Source organism: Pseudomonas rustica, from assembly GCF_018336155.1.
GTDB classification, from domain to species: domain Bacteria; phylum Pseudomonadota; class Gammaproteobacteria; order Pseudomonadales; family Pseudomonadaceae; genus Aquipseudomonas; species Aquipseudomonas rustica.
The window spans coordinates 430,667-453,477 of sequence record NZ_JAGYHF010000002.1 but is presented as its reverse complement, the minus strand read 5'-3'; the positions used below and the strand labels follow the sequence as shown (position 1 = coordinate 453,477).

Here is a 22,811-nt window from a genome sequence, read left to right as displayed (position 1 = left end):
CGCTTCAGCGTGAACAGCTTGGTAGCTGATCACGCTGGGAGTTCACTCATTGAAGTAGTCAGCTTATATTTCTTTGCAGTCGGTTGAAGATCCAGCAAGCCAGCAGCACTGCAATCAGTAGTGGTGGAAAGCGCACCATTGCTATCACCAGCAACAGCCCCACCATGCAGCCAACTAGGATGCCGACGAACACGAGCAGTGCTCCAAGTAGTTTTAGCATTGCCAGCATGGTGGTTTTCATAGATGCCCCCGTTCAGCCATCGACACGCATCCTTCACTGCCCACCACGACGTGATCGAGCGTTCGGATGTCTATCAAGTTCAGTGCGTCCTGAAGCTTGCGAGTCAGGGTACGGTCGGCCTGGCTAGGCTCCGGATCACCTGACGGGTGGTTGTGAACCAGGATAACTGCGGCAGCATTGTTTTCCAGGCAAACCTTGACGACCTCCCTGGGGTACACGCTGGCTCCATCCAAGGTTCCACGAAACAGCTCCCGAAACTGCAGCACGCGGTGCTTGTTATCCAGCATCAGCAAGGCGAACACCTCGTACTCATAGTTCCCCAGCAGCGTCTGTAAGTGGCTGAATACAGCTTTGGGAGTCGTGAGCGATCGCCCCCGATGCAGACGTTGACTGGCCAGTTGATGAGCCATCATCAGAATGTCGGCTTCGCTCACGGGTGATTCGACCAGATAGGTGCCAGTGGCTTCACCGGCTTTAAGCTTGTGCAATTTCATCTCTTGCTCCATGGGCCGGCTGGCCGGTTTTAGGCGTTAAGGGGTTGTTGCTGGCATTGGCTTTCAAGCTTTTCAGCCAGGCTGGGTTTGCTTGATTGCTGTTGTGTAGGTTTGGACGATGGCTTCTCAGCGCCGCCTTCGACTGAAAAGAACTCCTCAATCACCGCGCCGCTGTCTTCTTCGCTGTCCTCGAACGCGCCGTTGCCGAAGCCACGTCGTGCCGCCTCATCTAGGGCGGATTGATCGAAACCGGCGTTTTGCCGTTGTTCATCCAACTCATTAGCAACCCGCAGCGCTTCACTCATGTCGACGCCACTACGCACCGTCAGGTCTACGTAGAAGATCGGCGTGCCATGGCTCTGTCGGGTGGATTTTCCACGCAGGCGCAGCTCCAACGGCAGGCAGGCCAACCGATTGCCCGAAATAGCCTGGAAGTAATGAAGCCGAGCAGCCAGGGTGCGGATGCTGTTAAAGCCAGTGGTGCGGAACACGAAGCTGCCCAGTGGATCATCATCACCAATCAGCACATTCAGCCGGCCGTAAGGCTTACAGGCGCCACCCTTGGCCAATGGGCAGGCATCGGGCGATGGGCAGGGCAGTGATTGCATGCCGTCCTGAGTGACGCGCTTGCAGGTTTCGCCATTGCCCACGCACAGCGGCCTGCCAGACTGGCGATCAAACAGCGTGTAGTCGGCGCGGAAATTCAGCTCCGGTTCGTTGAACAGCAGGCGCACCGGGATACTACGTAGCTTGTCTTCTTGACCTTTACGCAACTCATCGTTGAGCGGGTGCAGCAGCCAGCCGTCCTTACCTTGCACCTGAGAAGTGATGGTGAACTGGTCATCCTTCTCCGGCAGGCGTTTGCCGTTCTTTTCGATGATCTTACCGATGGAAATTCGCCCGAGTACCGGCGGTGTAATAGCCAGACCTTTGAGCATGGTGGTTCTCCTGGAAATGAAAAAAGCCAGCCATGCAGTGCGAACTACATGGGCTGGCCAGGGGGGAATGGTTGAGTTTGGGAGAGTCAGCCAACCAGAAAGCGCCGACTGCCTTCCTTGAGCTTGGTGTAGCGAACCTGCAGGTAGGGCTTTTCTTCGAGCATTCGATCCACGTCGAGTACGGTACTGTCCTTGGATTTCTTCCAGCTGATAAAGCCGTGGCTGAACTCCGCTCGTCTAGCGTCGCCCATTGCCTGTTGCAGCATCTGCTTGAGCTGGGCTTCGCGCGTTTCCTTCTCGCTGATGGATTGGCGCACTGCCTTGAGCTCCAGATAGGCCGCAGCCAACCCAGCACGGTCACTGAAATCGACGGTCTGGCCGTTGTCCTCCGGATAGAGCGCACGCAGTGCTATTTCAGCCGACGCTGAGCCATCGGCAGGTGGTGGTGTATCGGTCTCCACGTAGTGCCAAAACTTGCGTTCCAGCTCGATCAGGCGGGCAATCATCTGCTCGTCCCGTTCGATGCGGTGGATCTCCAGCGTCTGACCACCGAGCAATACCGCCACATCCGCCGCTTGCTTGCCAGTGACCGCGAGCTGGTGCATTACCTGCAGTTGCACATACTCCGGTACACCTTCCTTCCAGAGACGTGCGCCGTTGATGCCGGCTGTCTTGCATTCGAGGATTTGCACATCGTCAGCACCGATTACCTCGCGGTCGATGTTGGCCAGCATCCAGGGCAGCTCCGGGTCCGGGTGCTGCAGTACGGCGTTGATGCGCCGTACGCGTTTGCTGGTCCGCTTGCTGTAATGCCAGGCCACGATGGGCTCCAGCACATTGCCCCAGTACATCGGGCTTTCTTCATCGTGCGGATCAGCCTTTGGCAGCATGGTGTCGCGACCGGTTTTTTCTAACCACAGTTCCAGCTGCGACTTGTAGGGGTTTAGTCCTACCGCAGCACCTGCATCCGAGCTGCCGATACCCTGTTTACGCACCATCAGCCAATCTTCACGCGGTAATTCCTTGGTACTGATTAAACGCAGCGCTGGGCGCGGCTTGCTGGCGCGGCTCAACGAAGTAGCTTTCATAGCGTTCACCTTGTGGACATAAAAACGCCCGATCAGCAACCAGGCTGATCGGGCGTTATGGGGTGGAGGAGGTAAGCGGTCAGGCGACCAGCTGCAAGGCAGTGTCCAGGGCGCGTTGTTTGATCTGCGCGCCCTGGCCGAACCAGGCAGAGTCCATGCGGTACTCATTGCTGCGAGCACGGCGTTCATGATCCACGTACTCGGTCACGGCATTGAGCAGGCCCCAGGCAGTGCCATTGGCTGACGCCAGCGTGGCGCCACGACCTTGGCTTTCATACAGCGCCTGCACTTTGCGTAGCGCACGTTCGTTGGGCAGTACTTCAGGCAACTTGCTGTTGGGGCTTACGTCGCACAACACTGTCATGAAGAAGCCCAATGCCTCATGCCACTGAACCTTGCGCTCAGACAAGGTCCGCATGCGGTACATAAACTCATCCCACTGCGAGACGGCGATGCCGAGCTGTTTCTTCACTGCTTTCGGATCGAAGCGAGTGTTGTGCGGCACTTTGATCGCGCGACTGGTACCGTCCAAGGCAATAGTCAGGGTGTTGTTGCAGACCACGCGCACAGTGGTCGGGGTTGCCGTGGTAGCCAGGGTGCCGTCGCAGGACGTTGCCAACAGCAGGTAGCCGTTGACCTGGTCGTTACCCTTGAGCGCTGCGCCCTGGCCAGTGCGCGCCAGCGCCCAGAACTTGCGTCCACCCTTGAGCACGCCAGCCGTTTCCAGCTCATAGCCTGAGACTTCGGTGAGATCCCGGTAGAACTCCAGCACCTCACGCGGCTGCACGGTGTGGTAGCGCTGGGAAACCACCGATAGCGGAGCCTTGGTGTCTGAACGGAAGAGCACCTTCTGCTCCGGGAAGGAATGGATAGCGCCCAGCGTGCCGATGCTGTCCGATTTGAAATGCACGGGGCTTTCCTGGATTTTCCAGTCCATGCCGGCCTCGCGTTGCCAGATTTCAATGGGTTGTTTCTGGGTTAGTTGATTGCCCAAGCCATGCCAGGGAGCAGCGCCAGCGTAGGCCATGGTTTCGACGAGATGAGCCATGTTCGAGATTCCTTTGGGTGCGCGCCGGCATAAAGCGCCGCGCATAGCGCAGCACTGGCCGAACGATATGGATAGAAAGGTGTGATGCGGCCAGGTCAGGTCGGCAGGTTGAAGCGATGACCGCAGAGCAGGCAGAGGTTATGGGCCAGGACGTGGCGGTCCAGTGACTCACCCAGCTGCGCTCCGAGCGCACAACCACCAACCCCACCGGCTAGGCCACCGAGGATGGCGCCTGACACTGAGCCGAGAGTGATGCCGACAGGCCCGGCGATAGCGCCGATGAGCGCACCAGCTTGACCACCTGCTAGAGCTGAGCTGATGCCGCGTGCGGCACCGCCTACGGTGCCGATGGCCGCCCCGATTTTCATGGCGTGATGGAAAGAAGCTACTTTGGGGGAGTGACAGCGAGGGCAGTGCAATGACATGGGGGCAAACCTCCTTGGTGGTGTGGTCAAGGCGATTATGTGTGGCTGAGATTTTTTTGAATCGAATGGCCTAGTCAGCCGGTGCATCGCCGCGCTCCATTGCGTGCAGAATACATTGCTATGCCTTGTCGACTGTCTCCTGGCACGATTTACTCATCTAGAACAACAGCCACAATGGGGAAGTGCCAGTGATTTCGATAGGCGACATCTACGATAAGGACGTCAATTTTCTGTTTGGATCGGGGGCTTCATCAGGGCTTTTGCCCACACTCCAGCTTCAACTGCGGAATGGCGACGGCAAGTACACACTGGAGGAGTTGGCAACTAAGTTTGAGCACGAAAAGGATCGGCGCCTTATCCCACTGTTCATGCACTACTACAACGAGTGCATCCGGCCTGCAGAGCAGCTCACCATCCAGATCGCGAACGCCACCGAAGAGGGGCGGAAAGTCATCGAAAACTATCGAACCTTCTTATCGACGGTCCTTGAGATGGTGAAGCGCCGAAAGGCGTTAGACCGTCGATGCAATGTCTTCACCACGAACTACGACGGGTGCTTCCCTCTTGTGGCAGATGAGTTGCTCAAAGAAGGCAACACTGACTTCGTACTCAACGACGGCGCGCGGGGTTTCACACGGCGGATCCTGCAGGCCAGGAACTTCGGATCTTACCTATGCCAGGCTGGTGTCTTTGGCCGCTACCAGAGCAGCATCCCTCAGATTAATCTAATTCATCTGCATGGGTCGGTGTACTGGAACAAGATGCACGAGGTCATCCAGATTCGCTACGACCTGTCGGACAGGCCTGCGCTGATGAATGCCGAAGCAGTGGCCCTGCTGCAACCGTTCTCCGCGACGTTAGCCAATCCCGATGCGACATTGGCGGACTTGAAGGCCCCCGGTTTCACCGATGAAGTGCTGAATGCGTTCTGGGAGGAGTACGAGCAAGCTCCCATCGTCAACCCGACTAAATGGAAGTTCCACGAGACGGTGTATGAGGAGCACTACTACCAGATGCTCCGACTGCTGAGCTACGAGCTTGAGAAACCGAACGCGGTGCTGATCACCTTCGGTTTTTCGTTCGCAGACGAGCACATCCTTAACTTGGTTATGCGCTCGCTGTCCAACCCGGGTCTTGAGGTGTTCATCTGCTGTTTCAGTCAGAACAGTTACGAGGTAATGCGCCACAAGTTCAAGGGTAATCGCAACGTCAAGTGTGTTGTGCTCGAAGACGGTGTGCTCGACTTCACTGCATTCAACGAGAAAATTTTGGTTTGGCCTGAAGCTGCAGGAGCGGCAACGGCAGCGCTGGCCGTGCATGCTGCTCCACTGCCGGCTCCCCGTGCCGCCGAGGATGCTGCACCCGAAGCAGGTACTGCGGATGATCTGGAGGATTTGATATGAGCCTCCGCGTTGGTGAAGTCATCGCTGTTCATGGCACCAAGATCATTTTGAGGATCGACGAACAGTCCAGTAAGGAGACACTCTTCCATGCTGGTGAGAAGTACAAGGGGGTGTCGATCCGGGAATACCTGTCAATTCAGCGGGGCTTTCGCGACATCATCTGTATGGTCGAGGGGGAGTACCTCGATGAAACCCGGATGGATACGCAGGATGGTAAGCCCACGTATGTCCGGAAAGTTGAGGCCAAGCCCATCGGATTCTTTGACAGAACAGGCTTCACGCAGGGCATCAAATACCTGCCAATGATTCAGGATCCGGCATTCCTGCTTTCGGAGGAGCGCATCCGATCGATTTTCGATCGTAAGGTCCAGAACGAATTCAAGATTGGTAGCATGCTCAAGGAGGAAATCGTTATAGGGCTTCCTTGGAAGCGCCTGTTCAATAGCCATATTGGCATCTTCGGAAACACCGGCAGTGGTAAGTCCAATACGCTGGCAAAGCTCTACACCGTCCTCTTCGATCAGAAGCTGCAGCTAATTGCGGGCAAGAGTCGCTTCATCATCCTCGACTTCAACGGAGAGTACGGAGGTGAGCAATTGGCGCCAGCAGCCCACAAGATGGTCTACCAGCTTTCGACACTGACTAACCCTGATGTTGATGATGTCAGCTCAAGGTTTCCGTTGGCACTGTCGGAGTTCTGGGATCTTGAGACGCTCTCTCTGTTGTTCCAGGCGACCCTCAATACGCAGCGCCCCTTCCTCAACCGGGTCATAGTGGGCAAGCAGAAGTATGGGGCGATACCGGCATCGCTAGCGGCCTATGCGAAGAGCAAGTTTCGCCAGTCGTTCTGCGCCGGTGAGGTCAAGCCCGCGACGCTGGATCTGATGCGCACGGTCGCTCGACGCATGAACAACCAAGCTGTTCAAAATTTGCTGGGTGATGTCACTTGGTATCGAAACGGGCGCTTCAACTACAGGGGAGCGTTCATAGATCCAAACGGCGACGCATACAGAGCGCACATTGAGCAGACCGTCGACACGCTTAATATCCAGGGCCTTGACGAGTTCGACCAGCTTGTCCTTCGCGTCAATCTGCAGCTGATGTCTGACCTGAACGCCGGTTATGTGCAGTTCGAGCACATCCAGCCGCTGCTCAAGCGCGTCGAGTCATCGCTTGCCAGTTTGCGAAGGGTTCTGGTAATCACGGATGTGCCGCAGATCGAGAAGCTACTTACTGTCATTTCGCTTCGCCGCTGCAACAACGAGGTCAAGAAGGTCTTACCGCTGCTTTTCGCTAAGCACTACTACAACGTGCACAAGTCCACTGTGGCCACTCCTCCTGACCGCACGGTCCACATCATCGTTGATGAGGCTCACAATATCTTGTCCGAACAGTCCAAACGCGAAAGCGAAAGCTGGAAGGACTATCGGCTTGAGCAGTTCGAGGAGATCATTAAAGAGGGGCGCAAGTTCGGCATGTTCGTTACGATCGCCAGCCAGCGCCCGGCCGACATCTCCCCGACCATCGTTTCGCAGCTGCACAACTTCTTCATCCACCGGCTGGTCAACGACAGAGATCTATTCCTCATTGATAACACAATCTCGACGTTAGACAGTATGTCGCGCAGCCTAATCCCTGGGCTATCTCAGGGGTGCTGCGTTGTAACGGGAACGGCTTTCGATCTGCCAATGGTGATCCAGGTGGACCGGCTGCCTAGCAACAAGCAGCCGGCAAGTGAGGACGTCGATCTCGAAAAGCTTTGGAGCGAACCAGCCCCCGAAGGGCCTGCGGCTTTAGACTGAACAATAGAGAGCTTTACTTGGGCTGGACGCGCTGTCCCGCTCTGCATTGCCTCATTCAATACGTCTCTGTGGCAGCTATAAGCTTTCGAAAAAGGGGGGCAGATTGATTTTTCGCTGGTCGTTTCTGACTCAAGCAGTGTAGAAGCGCGGGCGTCCGTGTTTCTACGTTAAGCTTGCAACAACAGCAGACAAATATTTTACGTAGAGGCGTAAAAGTCGCGCTGATTTTTGACTGCTGCTTTTATCGAAAAATCTTTTTTAACGGTCTCGGTCGATATTGGTCACTGATCAGCGTATCGATACGACTTTTTTGTCCCGGTTTTCCTTGATCGCTGACACCGACAAATTCCCAGTTGCAGCTTCCTGAATGTGCTCGCTCCACCAAGTCATCATCGGTCGTCTGCGCTCGATGTAGTCCGCCCTGTTGTAGGCGCTGCGAACCTCGTCCTTATCGACGTGGGCGAGCGCTACTTCAATCAACTCAGGATCCCAGCCGTGTTCGTTGAGAATAGTGCTAGCCATTGAGCGCATGCCATGGCTCACCAACCGACCTTCGAAGCCCATGCGCTTTAGCGCCATGTTGGCGGTCTGGCTGTTGCAATGGGTTCGAGGGTCCCGGTCTGCAGGAAATACATACTCCCGGTGTCCGCTGTATGGTTTGATTGCCTCCAGCAGCGCCAGTGCTTGATCTGTGAGCGGCACGATATGTATGCGGCGTTTCTTCATGCGCTCAGCAGGAATCGTCCAGATCTTCTTCTCGAAGTCGATGTCCGCCCAGCGGGTGGTGGCTGCCTCTGCTGGGCGGGTCATGGTGTTGAGTTGCCATTCGATAAGGCAGCGAGTGGTCCTTTTTATGCTGGCATTGGCAATTGCCACCATGAGTTCTTTCAGCTCATCGGGAGCAAGTGCCGCCATATTCTTCTTTTTCGGCTTCTTGAAGACGGATCGAATCCCACTAAGCGGGTTTGCGTGAATCAGTCCCGAATTGACCCCGTAGGTCATGATCTCGTTGAGTCGCTGTGATAGCCGTTTAACTGTTTCAAGACTGCCTTTGGTTTCGAGTGGCCGAAGCAGGTTGATGACTTGCGGTGCGCTGATGGCTGAGATCGGTGTGGTGCTCAAATCCGGAAAAACGTGCAACGTCAACGAGCGCCAGATGTCCTCGGCATAAGCTGGTGTCACTGCATCCCTCTTCAGTTCATACCAGGACGTCGCAACATTCTGAAATGTGTGCTCGGTTTCAGCTTGCTTTGCTTGCAGCACTGCATCTCGTTGATCTTTAGGATCGAGGCCTTGGGCAAGTACTTCCCTCGCTGCAATGGAACCCTTTCGTGCCTGCGCTAACGAGACTTCAGGGAAGGTACCTAAGCCCATGTTGATCCGCTTCTTCGTCACGGGGTGTCGATAGTTGAAGTTCCATAGCTTAGAGCCATTACTTCTCACTCGCATTTGAAGTCCGCCGCCGTCAAACAGGACGTAGTCCTTTTCAGAAGGCTTGGCAGATTTTATTTTGAGCTCAGAGAGGCGAGTAGCTTGTGCGCACATTGGCATTCCAGGATTGGATTTGGCATTCCAAAAATTAGCACTTATGGGCTTGGAATGCCATTTGGAATGCCAAAAGGGATGGCTGCTCATGGACGTCCGTGGACGCTGGTGGCGCTGAAAGCCCCGTATTTACTGGTTTTCAGGCACAAAAAAAGACGTCCGTGGACGTCTTTAGATGTTGTGTTGGTGGAGCCGGGGGGATTTGAACCCCCGTCTAAGCCTCGTAGCATGCGGCTTTCAGCTCAGAGGTTGGCATAAACCTGGCATTTATGAAATTGAGCAACCGTTCCGCTTTTAAACCCGGCGACTAAACGAATAGGTTGTGCTCGTTTAAATTCATAAATTATGTTGCTGGCACAATGAACCATCTATAGAATCGCGCATCCATTTCGCCGTGGTTGATAAAGCAGTGGACGCTCAAGTAGAACCCCAAGCAGCCGATACCCTACAGGCAGCTGACGATACGAATACGTTAAAGCTGATGCTTCCTGATGAAATTTCGGTTGCAAGCGTGGCGCCTATCCTGAACGCTCTGGCAGCAGCGGCGACAGGAGAGAAAATTGAGCTACATTTACGTCACAATGGCGGTGGCGACGTAGATCAGATGATCGAACTGATAAAAAATCTTCATGAGACAAAAGCGTCCGTTGAGATTACTTTCAGTAGATACGTGATGAGTGCCGCAGCCACTATTTGGTTGTGGTTTCGAGTGTGGCCTACTGCGAGAGTGCAATCACTTCCTCCTCGAAAGCCTGGCGTAGTCATGTATCACCGGCCTCGTCTTGGCGAAGGCTTGTACATCTGCTTTACAGATGAAATGGATGATGGGCACGTGCTGAAGGCCCATTTTGAGAAGAAATTCAAGCTCTTCGATTTGCTTTTCGAAGAGATGTATCTACGGATGCTTGCTTCGGGGAACGAAGGCCAACCGGCCGCAGTCCCAGAAGAGGCCAAGATCCATGAGCAGAATGGCTTGTCCTACCGCCATGCGATTTACAGGATGCGTGATTCGTATTACGGGAACCAAGACTGCTTGATTCCCGTCTAAGAAATACAACGGAGTGGAGAGATGAAAATGCTGGGGAATTCGTTGCGTAATCTCAGGCCTGCTACGGCCGACGAACGGAAAGCCAATCAAGAGAAGGCGATGCAGGTACTAGCCGGCTACAAGCAAGCCTCTCGTGAAATCCATGAGATCTGTACAGCGAAAGGTCTTGTCGAGCCCGTCGTGATCGCTTGAACGTAAAACCTCAAAAAAACCCCTCCAAGTGAGGGGTTTTTTCATTTTAGCTTTATCTTATTTTCGTTTTCTGTTTGGCTCCACATTAGCTCCGCCTTTTCGCCTGCCACAAGGTCTGCTGCTGGCATCCACCTGCCATAAACTCTCGCTATCATTGTCCAATCTGTGTGCCCCATCTGCTTGGCAACCCACATCGGATGTTCACCAGCCGACAGCATCATCGAGGCGTAGGTGTGGCGAGTCTGGTACGGCCGGCGGTACCGAACGCCAGCTTTCTTCATCGCCGGCACCCACATTGTCTTGCGGATCGGGCCGTCCCCCGCCCATCGTTCAAGCGTACGCGGGTTCTGAAACACCTCGGCATCTGCGAGGAACGTGTGCGCTTTCTGCGCTTTCAACGCTTCCATCGCCGGGCGAAGCAGTTTCACGCTCCGCCTACCTGCAGCAGTCTTGGTTGTCTCGGCCTTTCCTTTTCCGGCTTGGGTCATTGCACGACTCACCATGACCTCTTGCCGCAGCCAATCGATGTCGCCCCAGTCCAGCGCAACGAGCTCACTAGTGCGCAAGCCGGTCCATAAGGCGAACTGCATCATGTTGCGCGCCTGGCCGGTGAGGGCGCCCAGCACCGCCTGTTGCTCCTCGGGACTGAACGGATCGACATCGTCCTCTTTCGGCGGCGCAGCCTTGCGCGTATAGGTCCAACCCGCCAGTGGGTTCTGCTCGATCAATTCCTCCTCAGTCGCATCGTTTAGCGCGGAGCGGAGACAGCTCTGGATGTTGCTGAGCGTCTTGTTGCCCACCTCCAGTGTGTCCAGCCAGTCCCTCACCGCCTTGCGCTTCAGATCCACGAGCATAGTGTCGCCTAGCTCCGGGATCAGGCGGAGGGTGACCAGCTTTCGATAACCATCGAACGTGCTGCTCGCGACGTGCTTCTTCTTCGCCTCGAGCCATCTGGTCAAAAAGCCGTTCACGGTTTCGCGCGACGCCTCGGGCGCGAACTTCGCCGCCCGGGCCGAGCCAGGGAAGGTTACCGAGTAGTCGAAGGTGCCGATCGATATCGCATGCTCGATCGCAGCCTTGTGCTGCTCGGCCTTCTTCAGATTAGTGGCGGTGGGCTTGAGCGTGATCCGCTCGCGGCACCGGACGCCCCGATACATGAACGTGATTTCGATGCTCGAATCGGAGACTGCCCGAACTCCCCGCCCGCCTCTACCCATGACTCATATCCTTCTATGTCGAGAAGCGTCCGGCCATCCGGCGCTTTGATCCATATCTCACCGAGCCGCCAGATCCCGTCACGGATCTTTGAGCGGATCGCGTCTTCTGTGTAGCCAGACTCGCTGGCAAATTTCCTGACGGTCACGTAGCGCATAGCTTCACCGCTCTTCGTGTCGCGACACGTTTTCGTTATCCGTGAGTGGTGTCGCGACCTTCACATACAGCCCGCCGCGCTCAACGCAAAACGCTTCCTCCAGGCGCAGCACCGCCTTTAGCCTGGGCTGGCACTTGCCGGCCTCGTACTTGCAAATCATGGACGAAGTTGTCCCGACGTTTTCAGCAAGGTCGCGTTGGGTGGTGCCGGCCCGCGCTCTGAGTAGCGCCAGCTTTTCACCATCGAATATCGGCTTGGTAGTCATAAGCGGCCTCCTGCAATTGTTTTCATCAACGCACCGGTGCGCCCGTGAAGCTTGCCAGCGGCCTCGTTCAAGAACCGCTCGGTCGCGCTGGTGATCGCCTCATGATTGGCAAGGCCTCGCTGATCGGGATCGGTCACACGCGCAGCGTCGCGACGGCTGTACAGCCCTACTAAAACGTTACACCTGTAACGTTTGTAAGAATCCATTGACGTCCCAATAGAGTGGAGGTATCTACAGCTTCTGTTTTTGCGGTCAACAATCTCTCGTAAACAAGGAGTGCGACGAAAATGCCTCATCGCGGATCGATATTTTGGATGTGGGCGGATTGCGAGCTTCACCACAGAACGCACAGTGAGGTCTTGGATGGCGGAATCGTCATAGATGTCCAAGTCCGCCTTTCCCGCAAAGGTGCGACACAGTTGTTTGTCGGTGTTTACTCCAAAGAACTGGAGATTATTCACGAAGAGGCCTACACCGAACGCCCCGGCGAAACTATGACCACCGCACTTTTGTGGGGGGTGGGCAAGGCCAGGTGTTTGGCTGCGGAGGCTGTTGCTCCTCGTGATCATCGGCTTATCCATGCGAATGCTCCTGTGAGTCGGAGGCCACGCGCAACTTGAAGTTGATGCCGCAGGCCTTAGCCAGACGCCCCAGCTCGCTGACAGTGGTGCTGGGCTCTTGGAGAGCTTGACCGAAACGAACGAGGCGGGCGCCCAGGCTTGCAAACTCGTTACCCGCGGTGACGCTCTCACGGTCGCGTTCCAGGAAACTGTTCGGACTGGTCATAGCTTGAACCTCTCATCCTGTGGGAGCGGAGTGGCCACCGAATGCCTTTTCTCAGTCACTGAACTGGCCTGAGACGCCCGGCCTGCCTCACGCTCGGCAGTGCCGTTCTGTGGGAGCGAACTATCCGGCAAGCAGCTGATGCCGCCTAGATTGATGCTCGAGTAAATCCAGCAGGTTGCGCCGCGTTCCGCGTCGTGAAAGACACTGACCCCGTATGGCAAGCGCTCGGCGCTGGCTTGACCAGCGATCAGCAGTAGGGAGGCAATGATCATTCCGCGCATGGCGCGAACTCCTGCTCACCTGGGTTCTGGTGCATCGCAAGGTCGATCTCTGCGTCGAGATCTCGCTCCGTCAGCATGTTGCCCTGTCGATCTCGCGGCAGCAGATCCTGCCGAGGAGTGTTGAACGCGACGTCGCGCAACCATTCATAGCGACGAGCGTTTGCCGCCATTCGCACGCGCTCATCAATGTGAAGAGAGGGGTGGGCAGCATTTGCAAGAGCATCGAGCAACAGCTGCTGGCGCTTCTGGCCATCTGTGTACTGTCGAACGGCTTGAACAAACACGGCGTTCATGCTGCGGTCACTGGCAGTGGCAATTGCCTCAATCTCTCCGCGAAGTCCGTCAGGCAGGCGTGCGACAAATTTGTCGGCTGTTCTTGAATCGAATTCTTTAGTGCTCATGGATAAAAGCTCCTATGTTGATCTGCTTCCCAAAGCGCCTTCGTGGGAAGGCGCTTCAGTGAAACGCTACTGAACGACTCGCAACTCGCTGCGCGGTATCCATCCCGTCGGTGTTTCGATCAAGCAGCCAACGAAGGCTGCGTATCGAACGTGACGATCGGTTTGGAATCCATAGTAGGAACAGAGTCCGCGGTCGGCCAGGCTGGCACCTACCGCGCAAACCACCGCGATCACTGCTGCGGTAATCAGGCCGCGTTTCAGATAACTGCTCACGCGTCGATACCGAAGTCTTTCAGGCGCAAGCCCAGTTCCACGCCGATCTCGGCGAGAACCTTCATTTCTTCGGGACTGATATTTCCGTCACCCTCGGCCACGGTCAGCATGTTGACGAAGACCTCCTCGGCGTCAGCAGGGTTGTTCTTGATGTCTCGGATCTCACGCAGGATGTTCATGCGGCCGAGGCGGAAGCCAGCTTGCAACTGCTCGGTGAACAGGTTGACGGTGCTGGTGATCTCCGTGCCGAAGTGCTCCAGGGCTTTATTGGCGCGGATCTGGATGTCGATCTGCGCCGCCTCGTTCTTGCTGATCTCGCCGTCGGCAGCAGCCACCAGCAGGCAACCACCGACGATGGCCTGCATCAGGTCGCGGTTTTCCAGCTTTTTCACTGCGCGCTTGGCGCCAAACAGTTTCTTTCCGATACCGAACATGGGTGTTTCCTCTTCGTGGGTTGGGGTGGAGCTTTTTCAAGGCCGAGCGAATCCCGGCCGCGTTGTTGGCTTTCGCGAAAATCAGGTTGGGTTAAGCGGTGAGGGCGACCTCAATGCGGCGCACAGCCACGCGGGTTTCGATGCGGCGCTCACCTGGGCGGCGGATTCGGTTCAGATGATCGTCAGTAATGGCAGCATGACCAGTGAGGATTGCGCAGATCAGCACCACTAGATGGCGCGCAATGCCACGGCAGAAAAGCTCTGTAGGGATTGCCGAACGACTGGTGATACCGAGTTTGTGGAAAACACGCTCGATGGATTTTTTGACGGTGCCGGGGGCGCAGCCAACGACGCGAGCGATTTCCTTATTGGCCAAGCCTGCGCAGACAGCAAGGGCGGCACGCAGCTCTTGCTCAGCAAGTACGCCGGTGGTGCCTTGGAGCTTGCCGAAATTGATAACCGTGCTCATCTCTTTTATCCGTCACAATCGTTGCTGATGGACAAAAATATAAGCAGATTTATAGAAGTGATCAAGCAGTATTTTTATTATTTTTACCAGGTCGCTGATTTTCCTAACCGGCACGCGAAAAAAAACCCGGCGATCCGGGTTTTTCGGGAGTTTGTGGTTGAGCTAGTAAAATGATGCGCCCCAGAAGACGCGACCCATGATGCGGATGTTGGCGTCTTCCATCTCGCGCACCGAATACGTCTCATCGGGATGCTCATAGGTATTGTAGCTTTTCATGCGTACGCCGCCGCCTGGCAGTCGGTAGAGCGCCTTTACCCTGATCTGCCCTCCGTGGTCTATCACGTACATGCGACCGTCAACGACTTGAGTCTCGCGCAAGTGAGCAACAACGGTGCCGCCGTCCTGTAGAACGGGGGTCATTGAGTTACCAGAGATCGCTGCCGCCACAACGTGTTCGGGTAGCACGCCTTGTTTCGATAGTATTTCGGTGTTGAGGTCGAGATGAACCTTTACGCTAATCTCGACGACCGTCTTCGATGGGTCGCGAGGGTCGTCCAGCTCAATCAGATAGGGTATTTCCTCCGTCAGAAGAGAGTTGGAAGGCGCGTACCGGCTCGCACTCCTGAGCTCTTCAATCCTGTCTCGCAATGCAGAGTTGAGCGCTGCATCATCCTCGTGTTCGCCGCGGAGGATCTCCTCAAGCTCACTACTGAAGTAGGTCGCAACATCTTCTGGCGAAAGCATTTCGCCTTCCCCGGATGCTAGCCATGTGCTGTTCACGCCACATGCCCTGGCTATCTGAACCAGATAGGAAGATCGCAGTGTCTTCCCGGATTCGAGTTGGCTGATGGCTGTCTGCGCGATACCAACGGATTCGGCAAGCTGAGACTGGGTAAGTCCTGCTTTCTTCCGGGCAAGTTTGATTCGGTCGGATAGATTCATCCTCTGATCCTATAAAGATACTTATGGGGTTGCAAAGAAGTTTGCTTCTGTGCAGTCTATAAAAAGACTTATCAGAGGCCGGCCTCATGGCTCAAAAAATTAGCGAACTAATAAATCATTTCGGTAGCCAGTCGAAGACCGGGGATGCCCTCGGCGTGTCTCAAGCAACGGTTTCTTATTGGCTGTCCGGGTCGCAAAAGGTTAGCCCCGAAAAGGCAATGCTTGCCGAGATCGTAACCGGTGGCGCGATCAAGGCCTCTTCGCTCTGCGAGCTTATTGCTCAGGTCGAAGCTCGCCACAAGGTAGGTGAATCTTCCACTGAATTCCCGATCCGCGCACGTGGGCCTGATGGCTCTGTATGCGCATCCAGTACGTTCGCGTAGGTACTGTTTAGATGAACAGCATCGTTTGTGGACTTATGCGATTTCGTCGCTTGGCTGATCCTTAGCTGGCCAAACCCTAGCAGTAGGCCTGCACCTAATTCTGACTTTCTAAATCCCAGAAAGCAGAAAACCCGCTTGCCGGCGGGTTCTCGTAATCCACTCCTTGCCGGGAGTGGTTTGTATCTCATCGCTTGAAGGAGCGAGAAAATGTCACACCCAAAAAATAGCAACAAACCACCAAAGGCGCAAGCACTGCCGCGTCCGGACTACGAAAGCCAGCTCGCGAATTGCTCGCAGGATATGCAGGAGGCCGGCGCTTTTGTTTGGGCGCTGGGGGCCTTGCTTCGCGGCATTTACGCCCATGAAGTCGAGCAAGAGCTACTGCCAGCATCCGTTACCGACGGTCTCGCGGCAGGTCTTTCAATCATTGGCAGCAAGCTATCTGACAATGGCGAGGCTTGCCGCGATCTTCTCCGCCGCAACGGGGCTTTTGCCCAAGGTGGTGCCCAATGACCGCCCTCCACCAGACCGCCCTTGTCGTCGCCCACGGCGCTTTACTCGATCTCGAAACCGCCAAGACAGCACTTAACCAGTTGGAGAGCCTGCTGTTTTCCATGACCACTGGCTCGGCACATCCATCGCACGTAAGCAATCTGATCGAGATCGCCTGGAACCTTGTGGCGGATGCCGCCAATAACGCGTCGTGCAGCTACGAAACCATTAGCCGCCAGCTTGACGAACTCGCGCCACAAAACGCGGATACCGAAAACGTGGCGCGGGAAGTCGGAGATCAGCATGAATAACCTTCCGGCCGTATTGGAAATATATGGCGAATTGTTGGATGACGCCGTTGTCACCGCCGAGCAAATGGCTCGGATGAATGCCGCCCGCGCCACCTTCAACGAATTGCGCACGATCCTTTTGGCTCAGATCGTCCCAACGCTCGAAGGCGGCTGGAGCAACCCCCTCGCCACCGAGATCGAAAGCCGCTTGGAGTCGATCACTTTCGCTACTGGCAATTTTTTCTGGAAGGGCCGTCACGCAGGTTCTGCGCACGATGCCGTGCAAGTCAGGAGTTGCAAATGACCATCGTCATCATCAAAGACGGCGATGCCGTCACCACGACCCTGGCAATTGCCGAGGGCACACTCAGCGATCATGCAAGCGTCATCAAGCTTGTACGCACCTATCAGGCCGATCTGGAGGAGTTCGGACTTCTGGATTTCAAATCCGAAAGTACGGGAGGACGCCCGACTGAATACGCCTTCCTAAATGAACCCCAATCCACGCTACTGCTGACCTACATGCGCAACACGGACATTGTCCGGGCCTTCAAAAAGAAGCTGGTGCGCGAGTTTTGGGAGATGGTCCAGCAGCGCAATCGGCCAATGACCCAAGCCGAGATCACCGCAGCCAATGCAAACCACCTGGTGGCGGTCGAGCGTCAGCAGCGGGAGCAGCAGCTGGCGCTGGAGCGGATCGAGCGCCGCGTCGAGGACTTGAGCCAGACGACGGTGTGGGATCACTGCCCGCAGAACTGCCAGTCGCTGACCCGCATCAAGGAAACCATGCTGGCGCGCCACGGCCTGTCCGGCGCCGTCGTTGACTACGTGCTGAAGGCCTGGCCAAACCAACCGAACCCCGCAGGCATGGTCCGCAACGGCCACGAGGAAGCGCTGGGCTCGCAGTACCTGGTCTGGTCCAAGAGCCACGTCACCGCTGCTTTCCACCGGTTTGTTTCAGAATCCACGATGGTCACCGCCACCCAGGCGACCCACCCATATTTTGAGGGCCGGTTCCGCCTGGTCCAGAAGGCGCCCAAATGAACAAGGTATTGAATTTTCCGCCGCAGGTACTGCCCGTTGAGCATATCGACGAGGCCCTCTTCGAAAAAAACAATGACGCAGCCCTGTTGCTTAAGTGTTTCGAGGTCGTGAAGGACGTACTGGATGTGATCGCCGAGCCTGAGTACTCCATTGAAGACGGTGATGACACGCACATTGACCTCTACCGCGCCTATTACGCACTTAAGGTTTTATTCAGGCGCCGCACTGGACACGATGCTGCGCAAGTTGCGAAAGACCACTTCGAAGCAATGAGCCGGCATCTGCTGGCGGGTGAGCCGCGCCCCGAGAACAATATTCCCGTCGTCGTTTACCCGGCCGAATGTCTGCCAGACGATGCTTTCGACGGCCTGACCGATCAGCAGCTGACTTGCGCGGCGTTCAATTACAGCGACCGCGTTCGGCGCCTGCTCAATGAGCATTCTCCAACAGGTCTGGCGCTGGACGAGGCTCGCACCTTCTCAATTGACTCCACCACCGCACTTCGCCTGCTGGTGTTGCGCCTTTCGGGTGGCTCAGTAGAAGCCATGGCCGCGGGGTTAGCCCGCAAGCCAGGGGAGACGCTGCAATGAGCATCCTAAACCCTCACGCCCCCCCCCAGGACGCCCGCACAGCGCCGATAATCGTCGGGCCCTGGCCAACCTACGCCCACTTCAAGAATCTGCCCGAGCGCGAGCGATGGGTGATGTACAGCGGCGCCAAGGCCCATCGCGAGATGCTGGAGCAGGCGGGCTTCGTCATGAGTGAGAACTATGACGACTTCGTGCGCCGTGTAACACGGGAGCTCAACGTATGAGCATCATTCGTGCCCCTCGCCCTGAGGGAAACTTCTACTTGCTCAACAAGGCGATCAGCGAGGACCAGCGCCTGAGTTGGGGCGCTCGCGGAATGCTGGTGTTTCTCCTTGGCAAACCTGACCACTGGGAAGTGTCCACGCACCACCTGATCGGCCAGACTAAAGACTGCCTGGGCAAAGCATCAGGCCGTGATGCTGTTCGGGGGTTGATCCGCGAGTTGGAGCAGGCCGGTTACCTCCAAATCTTCCTTGAGCGCGCCGAAGGTGGCGAGTTCGGCGGACGGTCCTACACCGTATCGGAATCACCGGCGACGGATTATCCGGGCCCGGTTGAACCGTCGCCGGTAAATCCCCCCCTAGTAAGTATTGAAGGTAAGCAAGGACTGAATAAAGCAGCAAGTACTGAAAAACCTATGGTCGAAAATGGCCTGGCCGAAGCCTTTGAAGTGTTCTGGAAGCTGTACCCCAACAAGAAGTCGAAGAAGGATGCTCGCAAGGCATGGGAGAAGCTGAAGCCAAGCGCCGATCTTCGCCAAACCCTGATGACCGCCCTGGGCAACCACCGCATCTCCCGCGACTGGACCAAGGACGATGGGCAGTACGTGCCCATGGCTTCCACCTGGCTGAACGGTGAGCGCTGGACAGACGAGCTTGCACCGGCGCCTGCTGCAAAAGCCTCAGCCTTCAACAACCTACCCACCCACACCCCGGGTATGTACCAAGGAGGCGGCAATGGCCCAGCGTTCTAACTTCCGTCGCCAACCTGAAATGCGCTCGTTCGCCGGTGAATGCCCTATCCACGGCGTGGTGGATCGCTCCGAGGTTGAGCAGTTCGATGGATCGATGCTGACCCGTCCATGCAAGCAGTGCCAGTTCCACGGCCTGCGCGTAGCGCCACAGGGCAGCGAAGAGCATTCGCAGGCGCTGGCCAACCTGCAAGCCGAAAGCGTCAACAGCGCGCTGGTAGGCTCTGGCATAACGCCTCGCTTTGCCGATAGCACCTTCGCGACCTACCGCGCCACCACGCCGGCCATGACTCAAGCGCTCGAAACGTGCCAGGGGTATTCCGAAAACTTCGGCGAGCACTTCCAGGCCGGCCGCAATCTGCTGCTGTGCGGCAACGTCGGCAACGGCAAGACGCACCTGGCCAGCGGCATCGTCCAGTATGTCATTCGCCAGCACCGGGCCGTGGCGGTGATCACCACCGCCGCCGAGATAATCCGGGTGTTCAAACGCTCGATGACCAGAGACGCCGGGTACACCGAGGGCGACGTGATCAACGAGCTGGCGAGCTTTGACCTGCTGGTGATCGATGAGGTCGGCGCCCAGGCCGGCACTCACTACGAGCTGTCCGTTCTGCATGAGGTGCTGGATCGCCGCTACAACCTGATCCGCCCGACAGTGGTGGTGTCAAACCTGAACGCCCAGGGCTTGAGCCAGTACATCGGTGAACGCGCCCTCGATCGCCTGCGCGAGAACAGGGCGCTGTTGGTCGGCTTCACCTGGGCTTCGGCACGGGGTCGCGTATGAACGATGAGGACAAGTACTACCGTCTCGAGGCCGAGCATGGCGTGTTGGGCGCGATCATGATCGCCTCGCTCAATGAAAGCGCCGGAATGCTGGACGAAATCGTCTCGCAGATGAAGTCGGGAGACTTCTGGCACCAGGACAACGCAGCGCTTTTTGATGTCATTTACGACTGTCATGCGCAGAGGATGCCCGTCGATGCGGTGACGCTGGGGGGGATCCAACGTTATCTGCCAAGCGGGAAGACCACGCTGGAGTACACCATCGATCTTTGCCGTAACGTGCCGTCGGCAGCCAACTGGAAGAGTTACGCCCAGCAGGTCAGAAAGTGGGCGCTGGTCCGGCAGTTTCGTGACCTAGGCCGAATCGTCGACAAAGGCGTCTACGACGATTTGCCTGCGGATGAAATCCTCGACCAGTGCAGCTTAGCGCTGGCTGACCTGCGGGATTTGCAAGCATCTGGCAAGGCCGGCTACAAGCGGATGAGCGACGTGCTGCCGGCTGTGCTGGATCACATGGATGACGTGCTCAACGACAAAGCGCCCCCGAAACTCTCAACGGGGCTGGCGGATCTCGACAATCTGATTGGTTTCCTGCGCCAAAAGTCGATGGTGGTGATCGGTGGTCGGCCAGGTGGCGGCAAGACAATGCTCGGCCTGCAGATCATGAATCACATCGCCACCCGCGGGCGCGGCGTTGGTCTTGTGGTCAGCCTTGAGATGCCGGGCGAGCAATTGACGCTTCGGACGATCGCCAGCCTGGGCGGTGTGGACCTGCGCCGCATGGACGAGGTCAAGTGCCTGGAACAGGAAGAATGGAACCGCATCGGCCTTGCAGCGGGGAAGATCAAAGAGGCTGAGCTCTATCTGCTGGATACCCCGGGCCTGACCATGCCGGCCATCCGCGCCGAGGCGTTGAAGCTTAAGCGGGAGGTTGGACTCGATATCCTGATGATCGACTACGTGCAGATTGTCGGCACTGACGGCAAGTCGCAGAACCGTGCTGACGCGGTGGCCAAAGTGTCGATCGCCATCATGAACCTAAGTCGGGAGCTGGCGATTCCGATCCTGGTGCTGGCGCAACTGAACCGCGGCCCGGCCAATCGGCCCGGAAAAAAGCCACAGGCCAGCGATCTCAAAGAGAGCGGCCAGATTGAGCAAGACGCGGACGCGGTGATCCTGGTGCATTACGACCGGGATTCTGAAATGGGTCAGCAGGGCGTCACTGAGCTGATTCTCGACAAGGGCCGCCAGGCGGAAGCCGGCTCTTGCCTTGTGCAACGGCAAGGTCAGTTTGGCCGCTTCGTCAACTTCGCGGGCCGCGAGCCCACCCAGGAAGAGGTGGAGATCAACCGCCCCTTCTCCGAACAGTACAAGGGGAGGAAAAAAGCATGATCGAGCTGAAACAGATGTTCCGTCGATTGACCGGCTTTAGATTTGAAAATCTAACCAGTTCGCTGCAACGCCCGCCCGAGACAGCGCGCACGGCCATTGACGAAGCAACCAACTGCGAGGTTTCAAAAACGCCAATGCTGGAACCGGGCAAGGCATGCGCCCTCCCGAAAGGTGCGGTAGTGGTGAAGGCGCCCAAATACCCGGAAGCCGAGCGCATTGCTGCCGCGATCCGTGACTTTCCGGACGACTGGGTTTGGAAGATGAAGGGTTATGAGCTCGGGCACATGCCTACCGGCTTCATTCTGTGGGTGGCGAACCAAGACTATGGGCTCGCTGAGGTCTACAGCACGGGTGGAAAGGGGGACTTCACCAAGCCCGAACAGGCAATCATCTGGCCGGCTGTCGAAGGGTGGCTGGCGCAACACAAGATCGGATTCACCGGACGCCTACCGAAGGCAACAATCATCGGTCGCGATTCCACCTACTGGTGCTTCGTCAAAGACAAGCCTTGGGTGGGCATAGGCTGCTCGCCATCGGACGCATACCGGACGTGGAGCTTCGCTGTCTCCGCCCAAGCGCGCAACAACATCAATCCCAGCGAATACTTGAAAGTTCGGAGTGCCACCCTATGAGCAACGTAACGGCGGCACTGCCGCGCAAAAGCTTGACCCCAGTCGAGTGCCAGTTCCTGAAACAGGGCAATCGCCTGCTGCTGGAAAAGACCAATGGCCGGATCGGCTCTGCGGCGTTCATGGACATCATTGCCGACTGGCACGCATCCCGCGCCAACCTGGGCTTCGAGGACTTCGCCCGGCGCTGGATCACTGAAGGCAACGCAAAAAACAAGATCGCTGACAAGCTGCTGCGGGAGCTGTTCGGCATGGATGAGCCAAACCCGAGGAAGGCAGCATGAAAAAACGAACGTACGTGGGTAAGGCACTGGGCGATACCGAGTGGCTGCTGGAACAGTGGGGCTTCTGGCGCATGGATGGTATGGGTGTGCCGAGCTATGTGTCGCCGCTGTATGCGCTGATTCGAGACAACACGCCGTGCACTGGCGGGGTGAAGGAGTACAGCCTGACCGATGACCTAGCGCTGATCGTCGACGGCGCGGTGGCCCGCCTGATCAATCGAGATTCGCAAATGGGCGACTTCATCTGGCTTTACTTCGGAGCCAAGTGGCCTGCTCTGCGAATTGCCCGGGCTGCCGGCATCGGCGAAGCTAAGGCGCGGGAAGTGATCAAGGCCGGTGTGGCTTGGGTTGACTGCGCTCTGGAGCGAGTTCGAGAGGCTGCGTAAAAAGTCTTTCCACGCGGATAAACACCTGTTTTCATGGCACCGTGTTCAGCTTTTCAAGCGCGACACAAGAGAGAAAGCCCGGCCATTGCGTCGGGCTTTGTTGTTTCTGCGGATGACTCGC

General features: G+C 56.7%; 33 protein-coding genes. 19 read left to right on the top strand and 14 right to left on the bottom strand.

Annotated elements, in window-relative coordinates; all coding sequences use genetic code 11:
- Window positions 1–58: 58 nt before the first annotated feature.
- The 6 genes from KFS80_RS05260 to KFS80_RS26885 all read right to left on the bottom strand — a co-directional run bounded on the left by KFS80_RS05260 (window position 59) and on the right by KFS80_RS26885 (window position 4,177).
- Complete coding sequence (locus KFS80_RS05260) at window positions 59–241, bottom strand: hypothetical protein (protein ID WP_125970720.1); 183 nt, start codon at window positions 239–241, stop codon at window positions 59–61.
- A complete protein-coding gene (gene radC, locus KFS80_RS05255) occupies window positions 238–735 on the bottom strand; it encodes a RadC family protein (protein ID WP_125970718.1) in 498 nt (165 codons plus the stop codon). Before radC ends, KFS80_RS05260 begins: the two co-directional genes overlap by 4 nt.
- 29 nt (window positions 736–764) lie before the next feature.
- Complete coding sequence (locus tag KFS80_RS05250; RefSeq protein ID WP_125970716.1) at window positions 765–1,673, bottom strand: recombination directionality factor; 909 nt, start codon at window positions 1,671–1,673, stop codon at window positions 765–767.
- 86 nt (window positions 1,674–1,759) lie between these two features.
- Complete coding sequence (locus tag KFS80_RS05245; protein WP_125970715.1) at window positions 1,760–2,761, bottom strand: YqaJ viral recombinase family nuclease; 1,002 nt, start codon at window positions 2,759–2,761, stop codon at window positions 1,760–1,762.
- A 79-nt stretch (window positions 2,762–2,840) separates the two neighbouring features.
- Window positions 2,841–3,809: a DUF932 domain-containing protein gene (locus KFS80_RS05240; protein ID WP_125970713.1), complete on the bottom strand. Its 969-nt coding sequence runs from the start codon at window positions 3,807–3,809 to the stop codon at window positions 2,841–2,843.
- A 95-nt stretch (window positions 3,810–3,904) separates the two neighbouring features.
- Complete coding sequence (locus KFS80_RS26885) at window positions 3,905–4,177, bottom strand: hypothetical protein (protein ID WP_240661757.1); 273 nt, start codon at window positions 4,175–4,177, stop codon at window positions 3,905–3,907.
- A 245-nt stretch (window positions 4,178–4,422) separates the two neighbouring features.
- On the opposite strand from KFS80_RS26885, the gene KFS80_RS05235 reads away from it, so the two are divergent.
- Together KFS80_RS05235 and KFS80_RS05230 are read left to right on the top strand one after the other, a co-directional pair.
- Window positions 4,423–5,637 (top strand): SIR2 family protein, encoded by a 1,215-nt coding sequence (locus tag KFS80_RS05235; protein WP_125970710.1) that lies wholly within the window; start codon window positions 4,423–4,425, stop codon window positions 5,635–5,637.
- Window positions 5,634–7,439, top strand: coding sequence for an ATP-binding protein (locus tag KFS80_RS05230; RefSeq protein WP_125970709.1), 1,806 nt, complete (start codon window positions 5,634–5,636; stop codon window positions 7,437–7,439). Before KFS80_RS05235 ends, KFS80_RS05230 begins: the two co-directional genes overlap by 4 nt.
- A 288-nt stretch (window positions 7,440–7,727) precedes the next feature.
- Here the strand turns inward: KFS80_RS05230 and KFS80_RS05225 are convergent, their stop codons facing one another.
- Window positions 7,728–8,984 carry an integrase domain-containing protein gene (locus tag KFS80_RS05225; protein ID WP_125970978.1) on the bottom strand — a complete coding sequence of 419 codons (1,257 nt, stop codon included), beginning with the start codon at window positions 8,982–8,984 and terminating at the stop codon, window positions 7,728–7,730.
- A gap of 409 nt (window positions 8,985–9,393) precedes the next feature.
- Here KFS80_RS05225 and KFS80_RS05220 point away from each other — a divergent pair, with 409 nt between their 5' ends.
- Both KFS80_RS05220 and KFS80_RS05215 read left to right on the top strand, forming a co-directional pair.
- Entirely contained in the window at window positions 9,394–10,032 is a 639-nt protein-coding gene (locus tag KFS80_RS05220) for a Clp protease/crotonase-like domain-containing protein (protein WP_212544150.1), read from the top strand.
- Window positions 10,033–10,053: 21 nt separating this feature from the next.
- Complete coding sequence (locus KFS80_RS05215; RefSeq protein WP_212544149.1) at window positions 10,054–10,224, top strand: hypothetical protein; 171 nt, start codon at window positions 10,054–10,056, stop codon at window positions 10,222–10,224.
- A gap of 41 nt (window positions 10,225–10,265) precedes the next feature.
- Here the strand turns inward: KFS80_RS05215 and KFS80_RS05210 are convergent, their stop codons facing one another.
- The 6 genes from KFS80_RS05210 to KFS80_RS05185 form a co-directional block, all read right to left on the bottom strand.
- Window positions 10,266–11,441, bottom strand: coding sequence for an Arm DNA-binding domain-containing protein (locus KFS80_RS05210; protein WP_212544148.1), 1,176 nt, complete (start codon window positions 11,439–11,441; stop codon window positions 10,266–10,268).
- Between the two features lie 159 nt (window positions 11,442–11,600).
- Entirely contained in the window at window positions 11,601–11,861 is a 261-nt protein-coding gene (locus KFS80_RS05205) for a helix-turn-helix domain-containing protein (protein ID WP_212544147.1), read from the bottom strand.
- On the bottom strand, window positions 11,858–12,442 hold the full coding sequence (locus tag KFS80_RS27140; protein WP_212544146.1) for a hypothetical protein: 585 nt from the start codon (window positions 12,440–12,442) through the stop codon (window positions 11,858–11,860). Before KFS80_RS27140 ends, KFS80_RS05205 begins: the two co-directional genes overlap by 4 nt.
- Entirely contained in the window at window positions 12,435–12,647 is a 213-nt protein-coding gene (locus tag KFS80_RS05195; protein ID WP_212544145.1) for a hypothetical protein, read from the bottom strand. Before KFS80_RS05195 ends, KFS80_RS27140 begins: the two co-directional genes overlap by 8 nt.
- 268 nt (window positions 12,648–12,915) lie before the next feature.
- Complete coding sequence (locus KFS80_RS26875) at window positions 12,916–13,329, bottom strand: Arc family DNA-binding protein (RefSeq protein ID WP_246541630.1); 414 nt, start codon at window positions 13,327–13,329, stop codon at window positions 12,916–12,918.
- Window positions 13,330–13,598: 269 nt separating this feature from the next.
- Window positions 13,599–14,036 (bottom strand): tellurite resistance TerB family protein, encoded by a 438-nt coding sequence (locus KFS80_RS05185; RefSeq protein WP_212544144.1) that lies wholly within the window; start codon window positions 14,034–14,036, stop codon window positions 13,599–13,601.
- Between KFS80_RS05185 and KFS80_RS26870 the strand changes: the two genes are divergently transcribed.
- Window positions 14,035–14,268 (top strand): hypothetical protein, encoded by a 234-nt coding sequence (locus KFS80_RS26870; protein WP_246541684.1) that lies wholly within the window; start codon window positions 14,035–14,037, stop codon window positions 14,266–14,268. The genes KFS80_RS05185 and KFS80_RS26870 overlap by 2 nt on opposite strands.
- Window positions 14,269–14,679, top strand: coding sequence for a hypothetical protein (locus KFS80_RS27395; protein WP_476748419.1), 411 nt, complete (start codon window positions 14,269–14,271; stop codon window positions 14,677–14,679).
- On the opposite strand, the gene KFS80_RS05175 is transcribed toward KFS80_RS27395, so the two are convergent.
- Entirely contained in the window at window positions 14,668–15,447 is a 780-nt protein-coding gene (locus tag KFS80_RS05175) for an XRE family transcriptional regulator (RefSeq protein WP_105225920.1), read from the bottom strand. The two genes, KFS80_RS27395 and KFS80_RS05175, sit on opposite strands and share 12 nt — an antisense overlap.
- 86 nt (window positions 15,448–15,533) lie before the next feature.
- Between KFS80_RS05175 and KFS80_RS27135 the strand changes: the two genes are divergently transcribed.
- The 13 genes from KFS80_RS27135 to KFS80_RS05110 all read left to right on the top strand — a co-directional run bounded on the left by KFS80_RS27135 (window position 15,534) and on the right by KFS80_RS05110 (window position 22,690).
- On the top strand, window positions 15,534–15,830 hold the full coding sequence (locus KFS80_RS27135) for a transcriptional regulator (RefSeq protein ID WP_127648876.1): 297 nt from the start codon (window positions 15,534–15,536) through the stop codon (window positions 15,828–15,830).
- 207 nt (window positions 15,831–16,037) lie between these two features.
- A complete protein-coding gene (locus KFS80_RS05165) occupies window positions 16,038–16,343 on the top strand; it encodes a hypothetical protein (RefSeq protein ID WP_100831478.1) in 306 nt (101 codons plus the stop codon).
- Window positions 16,340–16,633: a hypothetical protein gene (locus tag KFS80_RS05160; RefSeq protein ID WP_010564168.1), complete on the top strand. Its 294-nt coding sequence runs from the start codon at window positions 16,340–16,342 to the stop codon at window positions 16,631–16,633. The genes KFS80_RS05165 and KFS80_RS05160 overlap by 4 nt, the downstream gene beginning before the upstream one ends.
- A complete protein-coding gene (locus KFS80_RS05155) occupies window positions 16,626–16,916 on the top strand; it encodes a hypothetical protein (protein ID WP_127648874.1) in 291 nt (96 codons plus the stop codon). Before KFS80_RS05160 ends, KFS80_RS05155 begins: the two co-directional genes overlap by 8 nt.
- The gene (locus KFS80_RS05150; RefSeq protein WP_212544143.1) at window positions 16,913–17,656 is read left to right on the top strand and encodes a Rha family transcriptional regulator; all 744 of its coding nucleotides are present in this window, start codon (window positions 16,913–16,915) and stop codon (window positions 17,654–17,656) included. Before KFS80_RS05155 ends, KFS80_RS05150 begins: the two co-directional genes overlap by 4 nt.
- The gene (locus KFS80_RS05145; RefSeq protein WP_212544142.1) at window positions 17,653–18,246 is read left to right on the top strand and encodes a hypothetical protein; all 594 of its coding nucleotides are present in this window, start codon (window positions 17,653–17,655) and stop codon (window positions 18,244–18,246) included. The genes KFS80_RS05150 and KFS80_RS05145 overlap by 4 nt, the downstream gene beginning before the upstream one ends.
- Window positions 18,243–18,470 carry a hypothetical protein gene (locus KFS80_RS05140; RefSeq protein WP_212544141.1) on the top strand — a complete coding sequence of 76 codons (228 nt, stop codon included), beginning with the start codon at window positions 18,243–18,245 and terminating at the stop codon, window positions 18,468–18,470. Before KFS80_RS05145 ends, KFS80_RS05140 begins: the two co-directional genes overlap by 4 nt.
- Complete coding sequence (locus KFS80_RS05135; RefSeq protein ID WP_212544140.1) at window positions 18,467–19,219, top strand: hypothetical protein; 753 nt, start codon at window positions 18,467–18,469, stop codon at window positions 19,217–19,219. Before KFS80_RS05140 ends, KFS80_RS05135 begins: the two co-directional genes overlap by 4 nt.
- A complete protein-coding gene (locus tag KFS80_RS05130; RefSeq protein WP_212544139.1) occupies window positions 19,203–20,000 on the top strand; it encodes an ATP-binding protein in 798 nt (265 codons plus the stop codon). The genes KFS80_RS05135 and KFS80_RS05130 overlap by 17 nt, the downstream gene beginning before the upstream one ends.
- Window positions 19,997–21,391 carry a replicative DNA helicase gene (locus tag KFS80_RS05125; RefSeq protein WP_212544138.1) on the top strand — a complete coding sequence of 465 codons (1,395 nt, stop codon included), beginning with the start codon at window positions 19,997–19,999 and terminating at the stop codon, window positions 21,389–21,391. Before KFS80_RS05130 ends, KFS80_RS05125 begins: the two co-directional genes overlap by 4 nt.
- Window positions 21,388–22,023, top strand: coding sequence for a hypothetical protein (locus tag KFS80_RS05120; RefSeq protein ID WP_246541627.1), 636 nt, complete (start codon window positions 21,388–21,390; stop codon window positions 22,021–22,023). The genes KFS80_RS05125 and KFS80_RS05120 overlap by 4 nt, the downstream gene beginning before the upstream one ends.
- On the top strand, window positions 22,020–22,304 hold the full coding sequence (locus KFS80_RS05115; protein ID WP_160055691.1) for a hypothetical protein: 285 nt from the start codon (window positions 22,020–22,022) through the stop codon (window positions 22,302–22,304). The genes KFS80_RS05120 and KFS80_RS05115 overlap by 4 nt, the downstream gene beginning before the upstream one ends.
- A complete protein-coding gene (locus KFS80_RS05110; RefSeq protein WP_212544137.1) occupies window positions 22,301–22,690 on the top strand; it encodes an antiterminator Q family protein in 390 nt (129 codons plus the stop codon). The genes KFS80_RS05115 and KFS80_RS05110 overlap by 4 nt, the downstream gene beginning before the upstream one ends.
- Window positions 22,691–22,811 lie beyond the last annotated feature (121 nt).

Bases quoted from the DNA above. Each gene is read 5' to 3' on its own strand.
- KFS80_RS05260 (WP_125970720.1), bottom strand. From the start codon at position 241: ATGAAAACCACCATGCTGGCAATGCTAAAACTACTTGGAGCACTGCTC.
- KFS80_RS05230 (WP_125970709.1), top strand. From the start codon at position 5,634: ATGAGCCTCCGCGTTGGTGAAGTCATCGCTGTTCATGGCACCAAGATC.
- KFS80_RS05195 (WP_212544145.1), bottom strand. From the start codon at position 12,647: ATGACCAGTCCGAACAGTTTCCTGGAACGCGACCGTGAGAGCGTCACC.
- KFS80_RS05210 (WP_212544148.1), bottom strand. From the start codon at position 11,441: ATGGGTAGAGGCGGGCGGGGAGTTCGGGCAGTCTCCGATTCGAGCATC.
- KFS80_RS05160 (WP_010564168.1), top strand. From the start codon at position 16,340: ATGACCGCCCTCCACCAGACCGCCCTTGTCGTCGCCCACGGCGCTTTA.
- KFS80_RS26875 (WP_246541630.1), bottom strand. From the start codon at position 13,329: ATGAGCACTAAAGAATTCGATTCAAGAACAGCCGACAAATTTGTCGCA.
- KFS80_RS05145 (WP_212544142.1), top strand. From the start codon at position 17,653: ATGAACAAGGTATTGAATTTTCCGCCGCAGGTACTGCCCGTTGAGCAT.
- KFS80_RS05125 (WP_212544138.1), top strand. From the start codon at position 19,997: ATGAACGATGAGGACAAGTACTACCGTCTCGAGGCCGAGCATGGCGTG.
- KFS80_RS05205 (WP_212544147.1), bottom strand. From the start codon at position 11,861: ATGACTACCAAGCCGATATTCGATGGTGAAAAGCTGGCGCTACTCAGA.
- KFS80_RS05240 (WP_125970713.1), bottom strand. From the start codon at position 3,809: ATGGCTCATCTCGTCGAAACCATGGCCTACGCTGGCGCTGCTCCCTGG.
- KFS80_RS27135 (WP_127648876.1), top strand. From the start codon at position 15,534: ATGGCTCAAAAAATTAGCGAACTAATAAATCATTTCGGTAGCCAGTCG.
- KFS80_RS05135 (WP_212544140.1), top strand. From the start codon at position 18,467: ATGAGCATCATTCGTGCCCCTCGCCCTGAGGGAAACTTCTACTTGCTC.
- KFS80_RS05245 (WP_125970715.1), bottom strand. From the start codon at position 2,761: ATGAAAGCTACTTCGTTGAGCCGCGCCAGCAAGCCGCGCCCAGCGCTG.
- KFS80_RS05130 (WP_212544139.1), top strand. From the start codon at position 19,203: ATGGCCCAGCGTTCTAACTTCCGTCGCCAACCTGAAATGCGCTCGTTC.
- KFS80_RS05150 (WP_212544143.1), top strand. From the start codon at position 16,913: ATGACCATCGTCATCATCAAAGACGGCGATGCCGTCACCACGACCCTG.
- KFS80_RS05140 (WP_212544141.1), top strand. From the start codon at position 18,243: ATGAGCATCCTAAACCCTCACGCCCCCCCCCAGGACGCCCGCACAGCG.
- KFS80_RS05250 (WP_125970716.1), bottom strand. From the start codon at position 1,673: ATGCTCAAAGGTCTGGCTATTACACCGCCGGTACTCGGGCGAATTTCC.
- KFS80_RS05120 (WP_246541627.1), top strand. From the start codon at position 21,388: ATGATCGAGCTGAAACAGATGTTCCGTCGATTGACCGGCTTTAGATTT.
- KFS80_RS05115 (WP_160055691.1), top strand. From the start codon at position 22,020: ATGAGCAACGTAACGGCGGCACTGCCGCGCAAAAGCTTGACCCCAGTC.
- KFS80_RS05175 (WP_105225920.1), bottom strand. From the start codon at position 15,447: ATGAATCTATCCGACCGAATCAAACTTGCCCGGAAGAAAGCAGGACTT.
- radC (WP_125970718.1), bottom strand. From the start codon at position 735: ATGAAATTGCACAAGCTTAAAGCCGGTGAAGCCACTGGCACCTATCTG.
- KFS80_RS05110 (WP_212544137.1), top strand. From the start codon at position 22,301: ATGAAAAAACGAACGTACGTGGGTAAGGCACTGGGCGATACCGAGTGG.
- KFS80_RS05225 (WP_125970978.1), bottom strand. From the start codon at position 8,984: ATGTGCGCACAAGCTACTCGCCTCTCTGAGCTCAAAATAAAATCTGCC.
- KFS80_RS26885 (WP_240661757.1), bottom strand. From the start codon at position 4,177: ATGAAAATCGGGGCGGCCATCGGCACCGTAGGCGGTGCCGCACGCGGC.
- KFS80_RS27140 (WP_212544146.1), bottom strand. From the start codon at position 12,442: ATGGATAAGCCGATGATCACGAGGAGCAACAGCCTCCGCAGCCAAACA.
- KFS80_RS05155 (WP_127648874.1), top strand. From the start codon at position 16,626: ATGAATAACCTTCCGGCCGTATTGGAAATATATGGCGAATTGTTGGAT.
- KFS80_RS05185 (WP_212544144.1), bottom strand. From the start codon at position 14,036: ATGTTCGGTATCGGAAAGAAACTGTTTGGCGCCAAGCGCGCAGTGAAA.
- KFS80_RS05165 (WP_100831478.1), top strand. From the start codon at position 16,038: ATGTCACACCCAAAAAATAGCAACAAACCACCAAAGGCGCAAGCACTG.
- KFS80_RS26870 (WP_246541684.1), top strand. From the start codon at position 14,035: ATGGGTGTTTCCTCTTCGTGGGTTGGGGTGGAGCTTTTTCAAGGCCGA.
- KFS80_RS05215 (WP_212544149.1), top strand. From the start codon at position 10,054: ATGAAAATGCTGGGGAATTCGTTGCGTAATCTCAGGCCTGCTACGGCC.
- KFS80_RS27395 (WP_476748419.1), top strand. From the start codon at position 14,269: ATGGCGCGCAATGCCACGGCAGAAAAGCTCTGTAGGGATTGCCGAACG.